Source organism: Streptomyces sp. SID5643 (assembly GCF_009872555.1).
In the GTDB taxonomy this organism is placed as follows: Bacteria; Actinomycetota; Actinomycetes; order Streptomycetales; family Streptomycetaceae; genus Streptomyces; species Streptomyces iakyrus.
This window is the reverse complement of sequence record NZ_WWIC01000342.1, coordinates 1-17,271: the sequence shown is the minus strand read 5'-3', so window position 1 is coordinate 17,271 and position 17,271 is coordinate 1. Positions and strand designations below refer to the sequence as shown.

Sequence of the window (17,271 nt, the reverse complement as noted above, 5' to 3'; positions counted from 1 at the left end):
GAGATCGGCGAGGCACTGGATCCTCGCGCTAGTTCACGTACCAACAAGTAGCTACGCATGATGCTACCCGTCAGTAATAAGGCGCAACCCCATCCGGTCATCTGTGACAGGTCACACCGGAACGGTCAAGGCCGCGGTGTAGCCGTCCCGCGCGCTGCCGGTCATGGCCGCCAGCTGCCGCTCGTGGCCGTCGCCGAAGACGCCGTCGTCCTCCAGGGAGAGGCTGCTCAGGTTCCGCACGCTCCCGCTGTAGCCGTCCGTGGCGTACACCGCCTCGCACACGTCCCGGGGGAAGGCGAGCTGCGAGGTGCTGGTGACCGACGTGGCGGCGGTGGCGTCGGCCAGGGAGCCGTAGACCTCGAAGTGGGCGTGCGGCCAGCGGCCCGGGTAGCAGCCGGGGAAGACGGTCGTGAACGTGACCCGCCCCTTCTCGTCCGTCTCCTGGACGCCCCGCAGGTAGTTCTCCCCGGTGACGCCCTCGGAGTACAGGGAGTAGGCGCCGTCCCGGTCGCAGTGCCAGATGTAGACGGCGGCACCCCGCTTCGGTGTCCCGCAGCCGGACGCCGCGTCCACCACGGTGAGCGTGACGGTCAGGGGCACGCCCTCGGCCGTGCCGCCCGCGGAGTCGCCGAAGCTCCGGGTGATGTCGCTGCGCACGACCCCGCTCTCCTTCAGCACGTTCACGCCGCCCGAGCCGTCACCGGGGAAGGGCCCGGCCGTCTCCTCGGGGATCTCCGCGCACGCCGCGGAGGACGAGGAGGGGGCCGCCGTGGGCGCGGCCTCCGATGTGCAGCCCACCAGCGGCACCAGGCTCGCCCCGGCCATCAGCCGGATCATCCGGCGGCGGGCGAGGACGGGGAGGTCGTGGGAGAGGCCTCCGTCGTGCTCGGGCGGGCTCTGGTCATGGCGTCCGGTCATGAGACGACGCTACGAGCGGCGGCCGCGGCGATCCACAGACCGCGCGCTGTCGACTCGCTGTCGGTTTGCCTTCAGCGCCGTACCGGCCCAACGGCCCATCCGCTCTCGGTACGCTTGCGCTCATGTACGGCTACGACCAGACAGCGGGCCCGCAAGGGCAGTACGCCCCTCCGCAGCAGCCGATGTCCGGCGGGTACGGGCAGCAGCCGCCGCTGTACCCCGAGCCGTCCCCGCCCTCCCTCACGGACGCGGTGCGCGCCTTCACCACCGGGCAGATGGCCGCCGAGGACTTCCAGCAGGTCTTCGCGACGTCGAAGGTCTACTGCCCGCGCGGCGACAACCCCGGCTTCCTCGCGCTGCACAACACCCAGCAGCCGGTGATCCCGATGTTCAGCACGCTCAAGGAGCTGCGCCGGTACGCGGGCAAGGAGTCCAAGTACTTCGTGATCACCGGCGCGGAGGTGCTGGACCTGCTGCCGACCGGCTACGGCTTCGTCCTCGACATGGAGGGCGAGCACCGCATGGTGTTCGACGCGAAGGCCGTGGAGCAGATGGTCGAGTTCGCGATGCGCCGGATGTATGGCTAGACGCCATTGCTGCGCAGACGGCGGGTGAGAGCCGGCCGTAGTCACTTCGGCAGGCGCAGGGCCAGGCCGTCCAGGACGACGTCCAGGCCGTAGGCGAACTTCATGTCGCGCAGGGCGCCGGGGTCGGTCGTGGCCTCCTCGACCTCCGCGTGCGGAACGGCCAGGTGGGTGTGGCCGGCCGCGGCCTGCTGGGCCGCGGGCATGAGACGGCCGATGAGGTCGGCCTCGGTCTCGCCGGAGCGGGCGACCGTGGTGAGCCAGGCGGCCTCCGCGCTGCTCATGCCCATGACGTACGAGAAGACGGTCTCGATCGCACGGCTCGGCTCGGGGAATCCCGCCGCCGTGAACAGCGCCGCGAGCCGCTCGGAGAAGTTCATGTAGTTGGGGCCCAGGTAGGCGAGCCCGGCCTGGCCCAGCACCAGGGTCAGCCAGGGATGGCGTAGCGCCGTCATGCGGAAGGACCGGGCGGCCTCGGTCACCGCCGCCCGCCAGTCGGGACTGTCCGCCGGCGGGACGTGGACCTCGGCGGTCACCTCGTCCACCGCGAGCTCCATCAGCTCGTCCTTCGTCGCGACATGCCGGTACAGCGACGTCGCGCCGGCGTTCAGCCGGGCGCCGAGCTTGCGCATGCTGAGTGCCTCGATGCCCTCGGCGTCGAGCATGGCGATCGCCTCCCGCACGATCGCGTCCCTGCTGAGCGCGGGCTGGTCGGTCCGGCGCTGCTCACGGGTCCAGACGGACGGGATCGGGTTCTTGCCCGTCGTCCTGCTCCTGCTCATCGCGGCTCCTCCAGATCTCCGGCGAACGACGTGCGCGTTCAGCGTACAGAACTCGCCTGTTGCGCACGCTGTTCTCGTGTGCGTACAGTGTGCGCATCAAGGAACGGTGTTCGCAGGAGGGGAAGAGGAAATGGACGCTCGCCATCCACGGCGCTGGTGGATCCTGGTCGTGCTGTGCCTCAGCACGCTGGTCCTGGTCGTCGACAACATGGCGCTGACGGTCGCGGTGCCCGCGCTGACCGAGGACCTCGGCGCGAGCGCCCAGGACATGCAGTGGATCCTCGACTCCTACACCCTGGTCTTCGCCGGGCTGCTGCTGACCTCGGGCAGCCTGGGAGACCGCTTCGGGCGCCGCAGGGTGATGCTGATCGGGCTGCTGCTGTTCGGGGCGGCCTCACTGGGGGCGGTGTTCTGCTCCACCCCTGGCGAGCTGATCGCACTGCGGATCACGATGGGCGTCGGCGGGGCGCTGATCATGCCCTCGACGCTGTCGATCCTGATCACCGTCTTCGACGAGGACGAGCGGCCCAAGGCGATGGCCGCGTGGGGCTCGGTGTCGATGCTGGGGCTGGTCGGCAGCCCCGTGCTCGGCGGCGTGCTGATCGACCACTTCGCCTGGCAGGCCATCTTCCTGATCAACGTCCCGATCGTCGGGCTCGCGCTGCTGGCCGGTGTCCTGCTGATGCCGGAGTCGAAGGCGCCGTGGCAGAAGCCGGACCCGCTGGGCGCGGTGCTGTCCGCGGTGGGCATGACGGCCCTGGTGTGGTGGATCATCGAGATTCCGCAGCACGGCGCGTTCGAAGGCCGCTCCCTCCTCGTCCTGGCCGTCGCGGTGATCGCCCTGGCCGGCTTCGTGACCTGGCAGAACGTGACCCCGTCGCCGATGGTGCCGCTGGTCCTCTTCAAGCACCGCAACTTCAGCGGCGGCTCGCTCTCCCTGGCGCTCGTCCAGATCGGCAACGCCGGTCTGCTGCTGGTGCTGACCCAGTACCTCCAGTTCGTCCTCGGCTGGTCCGCGGTCGAGGCGGGCCTGGCCTTCCTGCCGCTGGCGGTGGCCGCGCTGGCCGGCAACGCGGCCGGGGCGCAGCTCGCCGTGCGGATCGGCAACCGGTTCGTCATCCTCGGCGGGATGCTGCTGATGGCCGTGTCCTTCGGGCTGCTGACGACGCTCGGCGTCGACAGCGGGTTCACGGTCCCGGCGGTGGCGCTGGGGATCCTGGGGCTGGGAGCGGGTCTGGCCATGCCGGCCGCGGTGGCCGCGCTGATGGGCACCATCCCGGAGGACAAGGCGGGCGTCGGCTCGGCCCTCAACGACACCATCCAGCAGTCCGGCACCGCCCTCGGCATCGCGATCCTCGGCTCCCTGCTCACCTCCGGCTATGCGGACGAGATGCCGGCCGGCGCCCCCGAGCAGGCCCGCGAGTCCATCGGCGGGGCCCTGGCCGTGGCCGGCGGTGACGCGGGGCTGGTGCGGGCTGCCCGGGAGGCCTTCGCCGACTCGATGGCGACGACCTTCACGATCAGCGCGGCCGGTGTCCTGGCGGCGGCGGTCGTGGCCACGCTGGTGATGCGGGACCGTCAAGGTGAACCCGCGGGGGCCGGGAGCGAGGAACGCGAGCTCGTCGCCTGACGCGGACGTACGAGGGCCGTCATCCCGCAGGGGGGTGACGGCCTTTCGCCATGCCGGTCTCCCGTGGTTCGCTGCGCCGTCACCCGGGGTGGGAATGTCCTCCCGGTTTTCTCTGTTCGGGGTGGCAGAAAGTTCAACGCTCAACTAAACTGGGCGTACACGAGGAGGAACCGACATGCCTGCAGTGACCGTCGAGAACCCGTTGACGCTGCCCCGAGTGACCGCGCCTGCCGACGCCGTGGCACGTCCCGTGCTCGCCGTCACGACCGCTCCGAGCGGCTTCGAGGGTGAGGGCTTCCCGGTGCGCCGGGCGTTCGCGGGGATCAACTACCGCCATCTCGACCCGTTCATCATGATGGACCAGATGGGCGAGGTGGAATACGCGCCGGGCGAGCCCAAGGGCACGCCGTGGCACCCGCACCGCGGCTTCGAGACCGTCACCTACATCATCGACGGCATCTTCGACCACCAGGACTCCAACGGCGGTGGCGGCACCATCACCAACGGGGACACCCAGTGGATGACCGCGGGCTCGGGCCTGCTGCACATCGAGGCCCCACCCGAGCACCTCGTCGTCTCCGGCGGGCTCTTCCACGGCCTCCAGCTGTGGGTGAACCTCCCGGCCAAGGACAAGATGATGGCCCCGCGCTACCAGGACATCCGCGGCGGCTCGGTCCAGCTGCTCACCACCCCCGACGGCGGCGCGCTGCTGCGGGTCATCGCCGGTGAGCTGGACGGGCACGCGGGCCCCGGCATCACGCACACCCCGATCACGATGGTCCACGCGACCGTCGCCCCGGGTGCGGAGCTCACGCTGCCGTGGCGCGAGGACTTCAACGGGCTGGCGTACGTGCTGGCCGGCCGTGGCAGCGTCGGCCCCGACCGCCGCCCGGTCCACATGGGCCAGACGGCCGTCTTCGGCGCGGGCTCCTCGCTGACCGTCCGTGCCGACGAGAAGCAGGACTCCAACACCCCCGACCTGGAGGTCGTCCTGCTCGGCGGACAGCCGATCCGGGAGCCGATGGCCCACTACGGCCCGTTCGTCATGAACACCAAGGACGAGCTCATGCAGGCCTTCGAGGACTTCCAGAAGGGCCGCCTGGGCACGGTGCCGGCGGTGCACGGCATGACCGCGGGCGGTCCGCAGGGCTGACGCGGCACCGGGGCGGCTGACGTCCCGTCACCCCGGCGGGCCTCCCTGAGGGGACGGCCCGCCGGGCGCGTGATCGGGTGGAGGGGTGCAGGACTCCCAGCAGGCCCCGCTCCTCCCCGGCCCCGCCCGGCGCCTCGCCGCCTGGTGTGCGCTGCTCCTGCTCGCCGCCGGGGTCGTCTACGTCGGGATCCGGCTGGTCGTGGAGTTCCGGACGGCCGTGGTGCCCGTGCTGCTCGCGCTGCTGGGCACGGCGTTGCTGGGGCCCCTGCACCGGCGGCTCGTGAAGGCCGGGGTGCACCGGTCGGTCTCGGCCGGGCTGACCTGTGTCGCGGTGGTAGCCGTGGTCGGCGGGGCCGTGTACATCGTGGTCGCCGCGCTCATCGACACCGGCGACGAGATCGTCGCCTCGCTCAAGGAGGCCGCCCGGGGCGTCTCCGAGCACTTCGGGGCGGCCGGCACCTCGCTGGACGACCTCGCGTCCAACGCCCGGGAACTGCTGGGCAAGTTCGGCGGCACGGCAGCCTCCGGCGTGATCAGCGGCGTCAGCGTGGTCGGCGAGTCCATCGCCATGGCCGTCCTCGCGCTGCTGCTCGTCTTCTTCTTCCTGCGTGACTCCGACAAGGCCGCCGGGACGCTGCGGTCCCTGGCACCCCGCGGTTCGGCCGACATCCTGGAGGCCATGGCGCGCCGGGCCCTGAGCGCGGTCGAAGGCTTCATGCGCGGCACGACCCTCATCGCCCTCATCGACGCGCTGCTCATCACCGTGGGCCTGCTCGTCCTCGACGTGCCCGGGGCGGCCGGACTGGGCGCGCTGGTCTTCGTCGGCGCGTACATCCCCTACCTCGGCGCCTTCATCTCGGGCGCCCTGGCCGTGCTGGTCGCCCTGGCCGACCGGGGGTTCGTCATCGCGCTGTGGGCGCTCGGCGTGGTCCTCGCCGTGCAGGTGCTGGAAGGACACGTGCTCCAGCCGATGATCCAGAGCCGGACCGTGCAGATGCATCCGGCGGTGGTGATGGTGACGATCACGGCCGGGGCGTCCGTCGCCGGGGTGCTCGGCATGCTGCTCGCCGTGCCGCTGACCGCGGCGGCCTTCGGGGTCGTGCAGGAGCTGCGCGTCCGGTATGCACACCGGGAACCGTCGGCGGAGGGGTGACGGCCGCGCGCCCTGGCTCCTGCCGCCCGGCTTGCCGTTGCCGGAGTCGCGCCCGTTACGGCGACCAGGACCCCTCGCCCGAGCCGTTCACGGACTCGTAGAGCTCGAACCAGATGCTCTTGCCCTCGCCGCGCGGCTCCACCCCCCAGGCGTGCGCGAGCAGTTCGATCAGCACCAGGCCGCGGCCGGAGGACGCCAGTTCCCCGGGCCTGCGCTTGTGCGGCAAGTCGTCGCCGCCGTCCGTGACCTCGATCCGCAGCCGCCGTCCGCCCACCTCGCCCGTCATCTCGGCGACCAGCAGTGCGTCGGAGTCGGTGTGCACGAGGACGTTCGTCAGCATCTCGGACAGCAGCAGCACCGCCGAGTCGACCTGGTCGGGCGAGGCCCAGTCGTGCAGCAGCTCGCGCAGCTGCTGCCGGGCCACCGCGACCCGCTCGGGCTCGGCCTGCGCGACGGTCAGCACCGAGCGCCGCGCCGGCGGCCGTACCGTCATCGCGTCGCCGCAGCCGCAGCCCCCGCCCTCCCGGCTCAGCAGCAGCATGGCGATGTCGTCCTCCCGGCGGTCCGCCAGGGGGCCGGTGGTGTGGTGCGAGGACGGCCCGTGCACGGCCTGCACCAGGGTGTCGGCGAGTTCCTCCAGATCGCCCTTGTGGTCCTCCAGGATCACCCGCAGCCGCCGCCAGCCGCTGTCCAGGTCGTGACCGCCGGTCTCCAGCAGGCCGTCCGTGCAGATCAGCATGGTCTCGCCGGGTTCCAGCGTGAGCCGGGTCGTGGGGTAGTCGGCGTCCGGGTCGATGCCCAGGGGCAGACCGCCCGACGTCGGCCGCGTCAGCACCGTGCCGTCGGCCAAACGGATCGCCGGATCCGGATGCCCGGCGCGGGCGATGTCCAGCACCCCCGTCGCCGGGTCGACCTCGACGTAGACGCAGGTCGCGAAGCGCGGGTCGGCCGGGTCCTCGTCGCTGATGCCGTGCAGGAAGCGGGAGGCACGGGAGAGGACGGCGTCGGGGCGGTGGCCCTCGGAGGCGTAGGCACGCAGGGCGATGCGGAGCTGGCCCATCAGACCCGCCGCCCGTACGTCATGGCCCTGGACGTCACCGATGACCAGCGCGAAGCGCCCGCTGGGCAGCGGGATCACGTCGTACCAGTCACCGCCGACCTGGAGACCGCCGCCGGTGGGGACGTAGCGGGCGGCGACGCTCATACCCGGGATGCGCTGCGGTCCGAGCCGCGGCAGCATCGTGCGCTGGAGCCCGTCGGTCAGGGCCCGCTCGCTCTCGGCCACGCCCGCCCGCGTCAGGGCCTGCGCCAGCATCCGCGCCACCGTCGCCAGCACGGACCGCTCGTCCGGGGTGAACGCGACCGGATAGGTGAACGCCGCCATCCAGGCGCCCATCGTCCGCCCGGCCACGGTCAGCGGCAGGAACGCCCAGGAGCGGCGGCCGAAGCGCTCGGCGAGCGGCCAGGTCAGCGGGTAGCGGGCCTTGTAGTGCTCGGCGGAGGACAGGTACACGGCCCGGCCGGTCCGCACCACCTCGGCGGCCGGGTAGTCCGTGTCCAGCGGCATGTCCGAGAAGGGGCTCTCGGTACCCCGCTGCTGCCCGTGGTGGCCGATGATCGTCAGACGGTCGCCCGAGACGCCGAACACCGCGAGACCGTCCGGCGAGAAGCCGGGCATCGACAGGTTCGCCGTGACCCGCAGGACCTCCTGGGTGGAGCGCGCCTCGGCCAGCGCCCGGCCCGCGTCCAGCAGGAACGCCTCCCGCGAGCGCCGCCAGTCCCCGGTGACCGCGCTGCGCCCGGCCGGGGTGCCCGGCGTCGGCTCGGTGACCTCCTGGAGGGTGCCGATCAGCCGGTACGCCTTGCGGGCCCGGTCGAAGGACGGCTTGGAGCGGCTGCGGACGACCCGGACGACCCGGCCCTGCTCGTCCATGATCCGGATCCGGACCTCGGCGAGGGTGCCCTCGGCCACGGCCAGCTGGATCACGCCGGTGATCTCATTCCAGTCGACCGGATGCAGCCGGGCCCGGGCCTGGGCCTCCGTGAGGCTGACCTGCTCGGCGGGCAGCCCGAGCAACCGGGCTGCCTCGGCATCGACCGTGACCAGTCCGGTGGCGGTGTCCCAGTGCCACAGGCCGGTCGCGAGGGCGGCGAGAGCCTCCCCCACGGCGGGCAGAGGCTCGCCAGTGCGCATTGCCCTACTTTAAGAAGACGCGCTCGAACGCTGCCACCGATAGCGGACACATGCCCGAACGGCGGCGCGAGCGTGCTCGGTCAACCACGTCCGCGTGCTCGATCCACAACTGAGGAGAGCCGATCTTCGCCTGCCCGGTACGCTGGGGAGGCGTTTCACGTGAAACACAGACCCCGATCAGCGAAGACTGGATGAACGACGATGCATCGGTACAGGTCCCACACCTGCGGCGAGCTCCGCTCCTCTGACGTCGGCAGCGACGTCCGGCTGAGTGGCTGGCTGCACAATCGGCGCGACCTGGGCGGCATCCTCTTCATCGATCTGCGCGATCACTACGGCATCACGCAGCTCGTCGCCCGTCCCGGCACCCCCGCCTACGAGGCCCTCGACAAGCTGTCCAAGGAATCGACCGTCCGCGTCGACGGCAAGGTCGTCTCCCGCGGCGCCGAGAACATCAACCCCGAGCTGCCGACCGGCGAGATCGAGGTCGAGGTCGGCGAGGTCGAGCTGCTCGGCGCGGCCGCCCCGCTGCCGTTCACGATCAACACCGAGGACGGGGTCAACGAGGAGCGGCGCCTGGAGTACCGCTTCCTCGACCTGCGCCGCGAGCGCATGCACAAGAACATCATGCTGCGGTCGTCGGTGATCGCCTCGATCCGCTCGAAGATGGTCGCCCTCGGCTTCAACGAGATGGCGACGCCGATCCTGTCCGCGACCTCCCCCGAGGGCGCCCGCGACTTCGTCGTCCCCTCCCGCCTGAACCCGGGCAAGTTCTACGCCCTGCCCCAGGCGCCCCAGCAGTTCAAGCAGCTGCTGATGATCTCCGGCTTCGACCGCTACTTCCAGATCGCACCCTGCTTCCGCGACGAGGACGCGCGCGCCGACCGCTCGCCGGGCGAGTTCTACCAGCTCGACATCGAGATGAGCTTCGTCGAGCAGGAGGACGTCTTCCAGCCCGTCGAGAAGCTCATGACCGAGCTGTTCGAGGAGTTCGGCGGTGGCCGTCACGTCACCTCGCCGTTCCCGCGGGTCCCGTTCCGCGAGGCGATGCTGAAGTACGGCTCCGACAAGCCCGACCTGCGTGCCCAGCTCGAACTCGTCGACATCACCGACATCTTCGAGGGCTCGGAGTTCAAGGCGTTCGCCGGCAAGCACGTCCGTGCCCTGCCGGTGCCGGACGTCTCGGGCCAGCCGCGCAAGTTCTTCGACCAGCTCGGCGACTACGCCGTCTCGCAGGGCGCCAAGGGCCTGGCCTGGGTCCGCGTCGCCGAGGACGGCTCCCTGACCGGTCCGATCGCCAAGTTCCTCACCGAGGAGAACGTCGCCGAGCTGACCAAGCGCCTGTCGCTCGCGGCCGGCCACGCGGTCTTCTTCGGCGCGGGCGAGTTCGACGAGGTCTCGAAGATCATGGGCGCGGTGCGGGTCGAGGCCGCCAAGCGTGCCGGGCACTTCGAGGAGGGCGTCTTCCGGTTCTGCTGGATCGTCGACTTCCCGATGTACGAGAAGGACGAGGAGACCGGCGCGATCGACTTCTCGCACAACCCGTTCTCCATGCCGCAGGGCGGCCTTGAGGCCCTTCAGACCCAGGACCCGCTGGACATCCTCGGCTGGCAGTACGACATCGTCTGCAACGGCGTCGAGCTGTCCTCCGGCGCGATCCGGAACCACGAGCCGGAGATCATGCTCAAGGCCTTCGAGATCGCCGGGTACGACCGCGAGACCGTCGAGGAGAAGTTCGCCGGCATGCTGCGCGCCTTCCGCTTCGGCGCCCCGCCGCACGGCGGCATCGCCCCGGGCGTCGACCGCATCGTCATGCTGCTCGCCGACGAGCCCAACATCCGCGAGACCATCGCCTTCCCGCTCAACGGCAACGCCCAGGACCTGATGATGGGCGCGCCGACGGAGCTGGAGGAGGCGCGGCTGAAGGAGCTGCACCTGTCGGTGCGCAAGCCGCAGCCGAAGTAGGGGCTCTGTCGAGAGTGGCCCGGAACCGTCGCCGGTTCCGGGCCGCTCTCGCGTCCAGGGCTCTTCCCCAGCTCTCCCCCAGGCTCCTGACAGCCGTGGTCCCTAGCTTCCCTTCCCATGACGGGACACGAGAAGACCCAAGGGCCGAAGCACGTACGGGATCTGACACGCCGCAAAGTCATCGCCGCGGGCGCCGGCGCGGTGGTGGCGGCGGGAATCGGCGGTACGTTCGCGGCGGGCGCGTTCGCCGGCGAGGAGACGCCGGCCGCCGGGGCGAAGACGGCTGGGACCTCCGGTGAGACCTGCTACAAGCTGACCTCCGAGACGACCGAAGGCCCCTATTACATCGACGCGGACAAGCTCCGCCGGGACATCACCGAGGACCAGGACGGCATCCCGCTCACGCTGCGCCTGAAGGTGATCGACGCCGACACCTGCAAGCCTCTCGCCAACGCCGCCGTCGACATCTGGCACTGCAACGCGCTGGGCGTCTATTCCGGTTACGAGGCGATGGGCAGCGGTGGGGGCGGTGGGGGCGGGGGTGGCACGCCCCCCTCCGGGGCACCGACGGGTTCCCCCACGGGCGCGCCGACCGGCTCTCCTCCGGCAGGCGGTGGGGGCCACGAGGAGCCCACCGATGACGAGCGGTACCTGCGCGGCACGTGGCGTACGGACAAGAAGGGCGAGGTCGCCTTCCGTACGGTCTTCCCCGGCTGGTACCAGGGCCGCTGCGTTCACATGCACACCAAGGTGCATGTGAACGGAACCTGGACCGACGCGGGCTACGAGGGCGGGACGACCTGCCACACCGGGCAGCTCTTCTTCGATGAGACGTCCGTGCTGGCCACGGCCGAGGTCGAGCCGTACTCCACCAACACCACGGCCCGTACCACCCTCGACGAGGACACCATCTATCCGGGCAACGGAACCGAGGGCGGCCTGCTGAAGCTGACGTACAGGAAGGGCGCCATCGCCAAGGGCGTGGTCGCCACGCTCACCATGGGCGTCGACGCCGAAGCGACGCAGGACGGCACGGGCACGGGCTGACGCGGCCATGTGAGGCGGACGGGTGCGGGAAGGTCCCGGCCGTCCGCCTCATGTTCACGTGCACGGACTTCTGCTCACCCCAGCAGGGGTGGGCGGGCCCGTGCCTTGCCGGCCGATCACGCGACGGCGAACAGGTCCTCCGCCGTGGTGGCCGTCAGGGAGCGGTCGAACCAGAGAGTGAGGGTGTCGAGGTCGGTGCAGGTGGTGATGCGGTCGCGGGTGGCTTCGGGAACGGGGATGCCGCGTTTCTCCAGCACGCTCAAGATGGACTCGGCCTTGCCTTCGGCTTTGCCCTCCAGGTACGTCTCCTCGAAGAGGGTTCCCCTGCCCGGGAAGTATGTGGCGACCATCTTCTCCAGCTCTCTCCATGTCTCCCGGACCGGAGTGTTCTCCAGTCCGACCTCAAGCCATTCGCACCAGTACTTCGCTGTTGCCCTGTCGAGCGACCGCATGCCACGGGCCACCATGGACAGTATGGCCGGGGCGTTTTCGCTCTCGCTATGCACGATGGCCGAGAAGGTGGCCATGGCCGGTTCCCGGGCCACGACGGACTCGTCTGTGATCTCCGGGACGTTGTCGGGGCCCAACACGAAAGGGCGAGTGCTCTGTGTTGTCCAGGTGCCCACCCGGCACTCGAAGGGGCCGGCTGCCCAGGACGCCGTCGACCGCTTTCTGCAGACCGTGACGAGCAGCACCGGCAGGTCGAACTTCGCGCGCAGGTACGCCACGTAGTAGGACCAACTGAAGCCTTTGTCACGAGCCCTTTCGGTCTGGGCCTCGATGGCGATCAGGAAGCCGTCCCCGTCGGACGGTTCGACTTTCAGCACCGTGTCGACGCGGCGCTCCAGTGGTTTGACCTCCGTGGCGTCGGGGGTGAGTGCCTCGATGATCGCCTTCGCGGGCGGCGGCAGCCCCAGCGCCTTGAAGGCGGGAGTGAGAACCTCCGGATGGTCCTGGAAGATCCGGTGTGAGGTCTCATGGGTTGATGTGACCATGTGTGCAAGCTAGATCCAGCGCGGACGGGCGCATCCGGTGAACGAGGTGCGTTCACTCTTTCGAGAGTGGCAAAAACGTTCCCCCCGTGGACAGAAGCGGGGGATGACCGAGAACGGGGGGCGTGTGGACGAGCGTGAGGATGAGCTTCTGGCCGATGAGCTTGCTGCTCTGGCTGCCGTCGCTGGGGGTTGGGGTGGCTTGACTCGCTTCGTGGCCAGGCTCCTGAGGAAGAACGTGCACGAGATCGACCTGGTGGTCGCCTTGCCGTTCGAAGACACCGTCGAGCGCGTTGCCCACGTGCTCGGACGTGCAGGACGAAGAGTGCGCCTCGCGCCCGAACCCGGCCCTGAGCAACGGACGATCCGTGTCGTAGCCGGTGGTGGCGTCGGCGGTATGAACCCTGTCGTGGTCACGGCACTGGTGACGAAGGGCGAGGCCGCCACCTCGGGGGTCAGGCTTCGTGCTGCTGCCAAAGAGGGCTTGATCAGGCAGCGGGCGGGCGAGCAGACCGCTACCCGGCTTGCGGCGTTGCTGGACAGTTGGACCGTGTGACGTCCTTGCGACCCTAACCGCGGACTCGCATGCGACCACAAGACCCACTCGCACCGCTCCGAGGCATGGTTCACCCACATCGGACGCTCAGTCAGCTATCGGTTCCCAACGCCCGCCGTGCGGCGACCTGGAACGCGACCTCCAGGGGCTTCTTGGCTTCGAACCCAGCCATGAACTGCCGGTCGTGCTCCGCGAGACTCCCAGTACCCTGCTGGATCGCGGCCTGGATTCAGCTGCCGGTCACCAGCTCCCACTGCCTCAGGGCTTCTCGCAGATCCTCAGCGGCCGCAGCCACAGGGTGCGGGCCAGCCATCGTGACCGCCGCTGACGCGGCACTGAACTCAGTCCAGGCGTCGTGCACGCTGCGGCGGGCACTCTGCCAGTCTTCGGCACCGCTTTCGCCGTGCAGCAGATCGGACGCCTTCCAAACGGCATTGGACAGTTGCTTCGCGCAGGTGACGAAGCCTGTATAGGTCTCGCGGCGCAGATCCGCGAGCCAACGCCTCTCCTCCGCGCGATGCTGAGCATCGAGACTCCGGAGCTGCGTGCTGAGGGTGAGCAGTCCGCCGCCTACTCCGCCGACAGCACCGATCACCGCACCAAGTATCGCTGCCACGCCGGCGTCCACTTGGCGCCCCTCTCGGCTCGTCGGTTCTTTCGCGGTGCTGGGGTCACGGGGGAAGGCGTTTTCGGGCGTGAGGGCAGGAAGGGAGTCAGCGCTGCTCGCCCGTGTCGTCTTCGTGGCGCGGCAGATAGGCGCCTGGGTGGACCTCTTGCCCTACCTCGCCACGAACTGAGTCAGGATCGCCTGGACCTCGTAGATGTCGACGCCCTTGGTGAAGGTCTTCTCGATGGGGGTCGGGGTGCCGGAGATCCAGATCTTCAGCTCGGCGTCGAGGTCGAAGGTGCCGGCCGTCTCCACCGCGAAGTGGGTGATGCTGCGGTACGGGACCGAGTGGTACTCGACCTTCTTGCCGGTGATGCCCTGCTTGTCGATCAGGATCAGGCGGCGGTCGGTGAAGAGGATCGTGTCGCGGATCAGCAGGAACGCGGCGTGGACCTGCTCGCCGTGGCCGAGGAGGCGGGCGTAGTCCTGCTGGGCCGACTGCGGGTTCACCGTGTGTGCGTTGCCGAAGAGTGCCATGTGTATCCCCCTGGTCGAGTCGGGGCGGCCTTCGTGGCCGTCCTGAGGGGATCTTCGCAAAGCACGGGGCCCGGGAGAAGCTTCTCGTTCTCCCGGGCCCCGTGCTGTAGCGAGCGCGTTACGCCCGTTACGCGGCCGGTTCGCCGCCGAAGCGCTCCTTGTACGACTCCAGGTCCTCGTCCGTGAGCTTGGCGAACAGGACCGGGGGGATGGTGAAGGGAGTACCCGCCGGGACGGCGGCGAGGGAGCGGGCCTCGTCCGCGGTGACCCAGAGCGCGGTGTCGTCCTTCAGGGAGAACGCCTCGCGCATCTTCTTCGCCGACGTCGGGATGAACGGCTCGGAGACCACCGCGTACAGGTGGATCAGGTTCATCGCCGTACGGAGGGTCAGCGCGGCGCCCTCGGGGTTGGTCTTGATCTCCAGCCAGGGGGCCTTCTCCTCCAGGTAGGAGTTGCCCGCCGACCACAGGGCGCGCAGCGCGGCCGCCGCCTTGCGGAACTGGATGGCCTCCATCTGCGACTCGTACTCCGCGAGCAGACGGGCGATCTCCTCGCCCAGCTTCGCCTCCGCCTCGCCGGGCTCGGCGCCTGCCGGGACCTCTTCGCCGAAGCGCTTCTTGGAGAACGACAGGACGCGGTTGACGAAGTTGCCGAGGGTGTCGGCCAGGTCCTTGTTCACCGTGGCGGTGAAGTGCTCCCAGGTGAAGGACGAGTCGTCCGACTCGGGGGCGTTCGCCATCATGAAGTAGCGCCAGTAGTCGGCCGGCAGGATGTCGAGGGCGTCGTGCGTGAAGACTCCCCGGCGCTGCGAGGTCGAGAACTTGCCGCCGTAGTAGTTCAGCCAGTTGAAGGCCTTGATGACGTCGACCTTCTTCCACGGGGCGCGGGTGCCCAGCAGGGTCGCCGGGAACATCACGCTGTGGAAGGGGACGTTGTCCTTGCCCATGAACTGCGTGTAGTGGACGTTCGCGTCCGACTCCCACCACCAGGAGCGCCAGTCGCGGTTCTCCGGGTCCTGGTCCGCCCACTCCTTCGTCGCGCCGATGTACTCGATCGGGGCGTCGAACCACACGTAGAAGACCTTGCCCTCGGCGGCGAGGTCCGGCCAGGTGTCGGCCGGGACCGGGACGCCCCAGTCCAGGTCGCGGGTGATCGCCCGGTCGTGCAGGCCCTCCGTGAGCCACTTGCGGGCGATGGAGGAGGCGAGGACGGGCCAGTTGTCGGCGCGCTCGTCGACCCACGCCTCCACCTCGCCGGCCAGCGCCGACTGGAGCAGGAACAGGTGCGTGGTCTCGCGGATCTCCAGGTCGCTGCTGCCGCTGATCGCGGAGCGGGCGTCGATCAGGTCCGTCGGGTCCAGCACGCGCGTGCAGTTCTCGCACTGGTCGCCGCGGGCCTTGTCGTAGCCGCAGTGCGGGCACGTGCCGATGATGTAGCGGTCGGGCAGGAAGCGGCCGTCGGCGTTCGAGTACACCTGGCGGATCGCGCGCTCCTCGATGAAGCCGTTCGCCTTCAGCTCGCGGGCGATCTCCTGCGTGATCTCGTGGTTCTGCGGGGAGGAGCTGCGGCCGAAGTAGTCGAAGGCCAGGCTGAAGCCGTCGTAGATCGCCTTCTGCTGGTGGTGCGCCTCGGTGCAGAACGCGTCCACCGGGATGCCCTGCTCCTTGGCGGCCAGCTCCGCCGGGGTGCCGTGCTCGTCCGTCGCGCAGATGTAGAGCACCTCGTGGCCGCGCTGGCGGAGGTACCGGGAGTAGACGTCGGCCGGGAGCATGGACCCCACCATGTTGCCCAGGTGCTTGATCCCGTTGATGTACGGAAGGGCGCTGGTGATGAGGTGTCGAGCCATCGCGGGCTGCTCCCGGGTCGCTACGTGGGGTGACGATCTCGTGGTCTCGGTCGTCTACGAACCTTGAAATCGTAGCTGACACGGGTACGCCGCCCGCCCCCCGTTTTACGGGGTGGGAAGCGGGCGGCGTACGGGGGCCGGGGAGGGTTACGGGCGCCAGTTCGCCAGTACGCCCTCGTAGAGCTCCTTGTCCGTGAGCTCGCGGGGGGTCTCGCCGGCGAGGAAGTGGGACGTGTTCGGGGTCTTGAGCTTGCGGAGGTAGTCGAAGGCCTTGTTCTCCGGGTCTCCGAAGGCGACGAAGGAGAAGAAGACGCCGGGGTGGGTCTCGGCGGCGTCGGTGAGGGCCTGGGTGGCGGGGGTCTTCGCGTCGGGGGCGCCGTCGGTCTGGAAGACCACCAGGGCGGGGGTCGTGGGGTCCGCGGTCTTGTCGTGGTGGGCGAGGACCGCTTCCACTGCCGCGTGGTAGCTGGTGCGGCCCATCCGGCCGAGGCTCGCGTGCAGGTCGTCGATCTTGTTCTCGTGGTCGCTGAGGGTGATCTCGCCGGTGCCGTCGAGTTCGGTGGAGAAGAAGACGACCGGGACGGTGGCCTCGGGGTCGAGGTGGGCCGCGAGGGCCAGGGTCTGCTCGGCGAGGGCCTGGGCGGAGCCGTCCTTGTAGTACGGGCGCATGGAGGCGGAGCGGTCGAGGACGAGGTAGACCTTGGCGCGGGTGCCGGTGAGGTTGTTCCGGTCGAGGGTGGTCGTGGCGGCCTTGTAGGCGGTGGTGAGGCCCGGGGCGCGGGTCTTCACGCGGGTGAGGGGGAGGGCGGGGCCGTCACCCTCGGCCTCGGCTTCGCCTTCGGCCGTCTTGCTGTTCCCACCCGCACCACCCGTGCTGCTTTCGTCGTCGGCTGCGGGTGGCCCCTGAGGAGCCGGGTCGCCGTCGGCGGCCGCCGGCTCAGTCGCCACCTCGGCCTTCGGCTTGGCCGTGGCCTTGGTCTTCCGTGTGCTCTTGGGCTCGGCTTTCGGCTCGGTCTCGGGCTCTTGTGTGGCCTTGGCCTTCGGCTCGGCCTCGGTCTTGGGCTCAGCCTTCGGCTTGGCCTCAGGGGCCGTCTCGGGCTTCGTCTCCGCCTTCGGCGTGGTCTTTCGCTTCGCCTTGGGCTCGGCCTGCGGCTTCGCGGCGGCCTCGGGCTCGGCTTCGGCCTTGGGCTCGGCTTCGGCCTTGGGCTCGGCTTCGGCCTTGGGCTCGGCTTCGGCCTTGGGCTCGGCTTCGGCCTTGGGCTCGGCTTCGGGCTTCGGCTCGGCTTCGGCCTTGGGCTCGGCTTCGG

At 70.0% G+C, this 17,271-nt stretch carries 15 protein-coding genes; 7 read left to right on the top strand and 8 right to left on the bottom strand.

The window, feature by feature from the left end:
• Positions 1–111 precede the first annotated feature (111 nt).
• On the bottom strand, positions 112–918 hold the full coding sequence (locus tag GTY56_RS36175) for an intradiol ring-cleavage dioxygenase (protein ID WP_161369504.1): 807 nt from the start codon (positions 916–918) through the stop codon (positions 112–114).
• Positions 919–1,040: 122 nt separating this feature from the next.
• On the opposite strand from GTY56_RS36175, the gene GTY56_RS36170 reads away from it, so the two are divergent.
• The gene (locus GTY56_RS36170) at positions 1,041–1,505 is read left to right on the top strand and encodes an SseB family protein (protein ID WP_030846788.1); all 465 of its coding nucleotides are present in this window, start codon (positions 1,041–1,043) and stop codon (positions 1,503–1,505) included.
• 41 nt (positions 1,506–1,546) lie between these two features.
• Here the strand turns inward: GTY56_RS36170 and GTY56_RS36165 are convergent, their stop codons facing one another.
• Positions 1,547–2,284, bottom strand: coding sequence for a TetR/AcrR family transcriptional regulator C-terminal domain-containing protein (locus GTY56_RS36165; RefSeq protein WP_161369503.1), 738 nt, complete (start codon positions 2,282–2,284; stop codon positions 1,547–1,549).
• Positions 2,285–2,414: 130 nt separating this feature from the next.
• Between GTY56_RS36165 and GTY56_RS36160 the strand changes: the two genes are divergently transcribed.
• The 3 genes from GTY56_RS36160 (at position 2,415) to GTY56_RS36150 (ending at position 6,220) form a co-directional block, all read left to right on the top strand.
• Entirely contained in the window at positions 2,415–3,914 is a 1,500-nt protein-coding gene (locus GTY56_RS36160) for an MFS transporter (RefSeq protein ID WP_161369502.1), read from the top strand.
• Positions 3,915–4,089: 175 nt separating this feature from the next.
• The gene (locus tag GTY56_RS36155) at positions 4,090–5,067 is read left to right on the top strand and encodes a pirin family protein (protein ID WP_107456413.1); all 978 of its coding nucleotides are present in this window, start codon (positions 4,090–4,092) and stop codon (positions 5,065–5,067) included.
• An 85-nt stretch (positions 5,068–5,152) separates the two neighbouring features.
• Positions 5,153–6,220 carry an AI-2E family transporter gene (locus GTY56_RS36150; RefSeq protein ID WP_161369501.1) on the top strand — a complete coding sequence of 356 codons (1,068 nt, stop codon included), beginning with the start codon at positions 5,153–5,155 and terminating at the stop codon, positions 6,218–6,220.
• 55 nt (positions 6,221–6,275) lie between these two features.
• Here GTY56_RS36150 and GTY56_RS36145 read toward each other — a convergent pair whose 3' ends face one another.
• Positions 6,276–8,414: an ATP-binding SpoIIE family protein phosphatase gene (locus GTY56_RS36145; protein WP_161369500.1), complete on the bottom strand. Its 2,139-nt coding sequence runs from the start codon at positions 8,412–8,414 to the stop codon at positions 6,276–6,278.
• 201 nt (positions 8,415–8,615) lie between these two features.
• Between GTY56_RS36145 and aspS the strand changes: the two genes are divergently transcribed.
• Together aspS and GTY56_RS36135 are read left to right on the top strand one after the other, a co-directional pair.
• The gene (gene aspS, locus GTY56_RS36140) at positions 8,616–10,379 is read left to right on the top strand and encodes an aspartate--tRNA ligase (protein ID WP_161369499.1); all 1,764 of its coding nucleotides are present in this window, start codon (positions 8,616–8,618) and stop codon (positions 10,377–10,379) included.
• A gap of 117 nt (positions 10,380–10,496) precedes the next feature.
• Positions 10,497–11,426: an intradiol ring-cleavage dioxygenase gene (locus GTY56_RS36135; protein ID WP_161369498.1), complete on the top strand. Its 930-nt coding sequence runs from the start codon at positions 10,497–10,499 to the stop codon at positions 11,424–11,426.
• 116 nt (positions 11,427–11,542) lie between these two features.
• Here the strand turns inward: GTY56_RS36135 and GTY56_RS36130 are convergent, their stop codons facing one another.
• Positions 11,543–12,421, bottom strand: a complete 879-nt coding sequence (locus tag GTY56_RS36130) for an RpnC/YadD family protein (protein ID WP_161369497.1) — start codon at positions 12,419–12,421, stop codon at positions 11,543–11,545.
• A 103-nt stretch (positions 12,422–12,524) separates the two neighbouring features.
• Between GTY56_RS36130 and GTY56_RS36125 the strand changes: the two genes are divergently transcribed.
• On the top strand, positions 12,525–12,974 hold the full coding sequence (locus GTY56_RS36125) for a hypothetical protein (protein WP_161369496.1): 450 nt from the start codon (positions 12,525–12,527) through the stop codon (positions 12,972–12,974).
• Positions 12,975–13,203: 229 nt separating this feature from the next.
• On the opposite strand, the gene GTY56_RS36120 is transcribed toward GTY56_RS36125, so the two are convergent.
• The 4 genes from GTY56_RS36120 to GTY56_RS36105 all read right to left on the bottom strand — a co-directional run.
• Positions 13,204–13,602, bottom strand: coding sequence for a hypothetical protein (locus GTY56_RS36120; protein WP_161369495.1), 399 nt, complete (start codon positions 13,600–13,602; stop codon positions 13,204–13,206).
• 150 nt (positions 13,603–13,752) lie between these two features.
• Positions 13,753–14,118: a PH domain-containing protein gene (locus GTY56_RS36115; protein ID WP_030846758.1), complete on the bottom strand. Its 366-nt coding sequence runs from the start codon at positions 14,116–14,118 to the stop codon at positions 13,753–13,755.
• A 127-nt stretch (positions 14,119–14,245) separates the two neighbouring features.
• Positions 14,246–15,964: a methionine--tRNA ligase gene (gene metG / locus GTY56_RS36110; RefSeq protein ID WP_161369494.1), complete on the bottom strand. Its 1,719-nt coding sequence runs from the start codon at positions 15,962–15,964 to the stop codon at positions 14,246–14,248.
• A 147-nt stretch (positions 15,965–16,111) separates the two neighbouring features.
• Positions 16,112–17,271, bottom strand: a 1,160-nt coding sequence (locus tag GTY56_RS36105) for a VWA domain-containing protein (RefSeq protein ID WP_202511207.1), incomplete at its 5' end; no start/stop codon positions are given.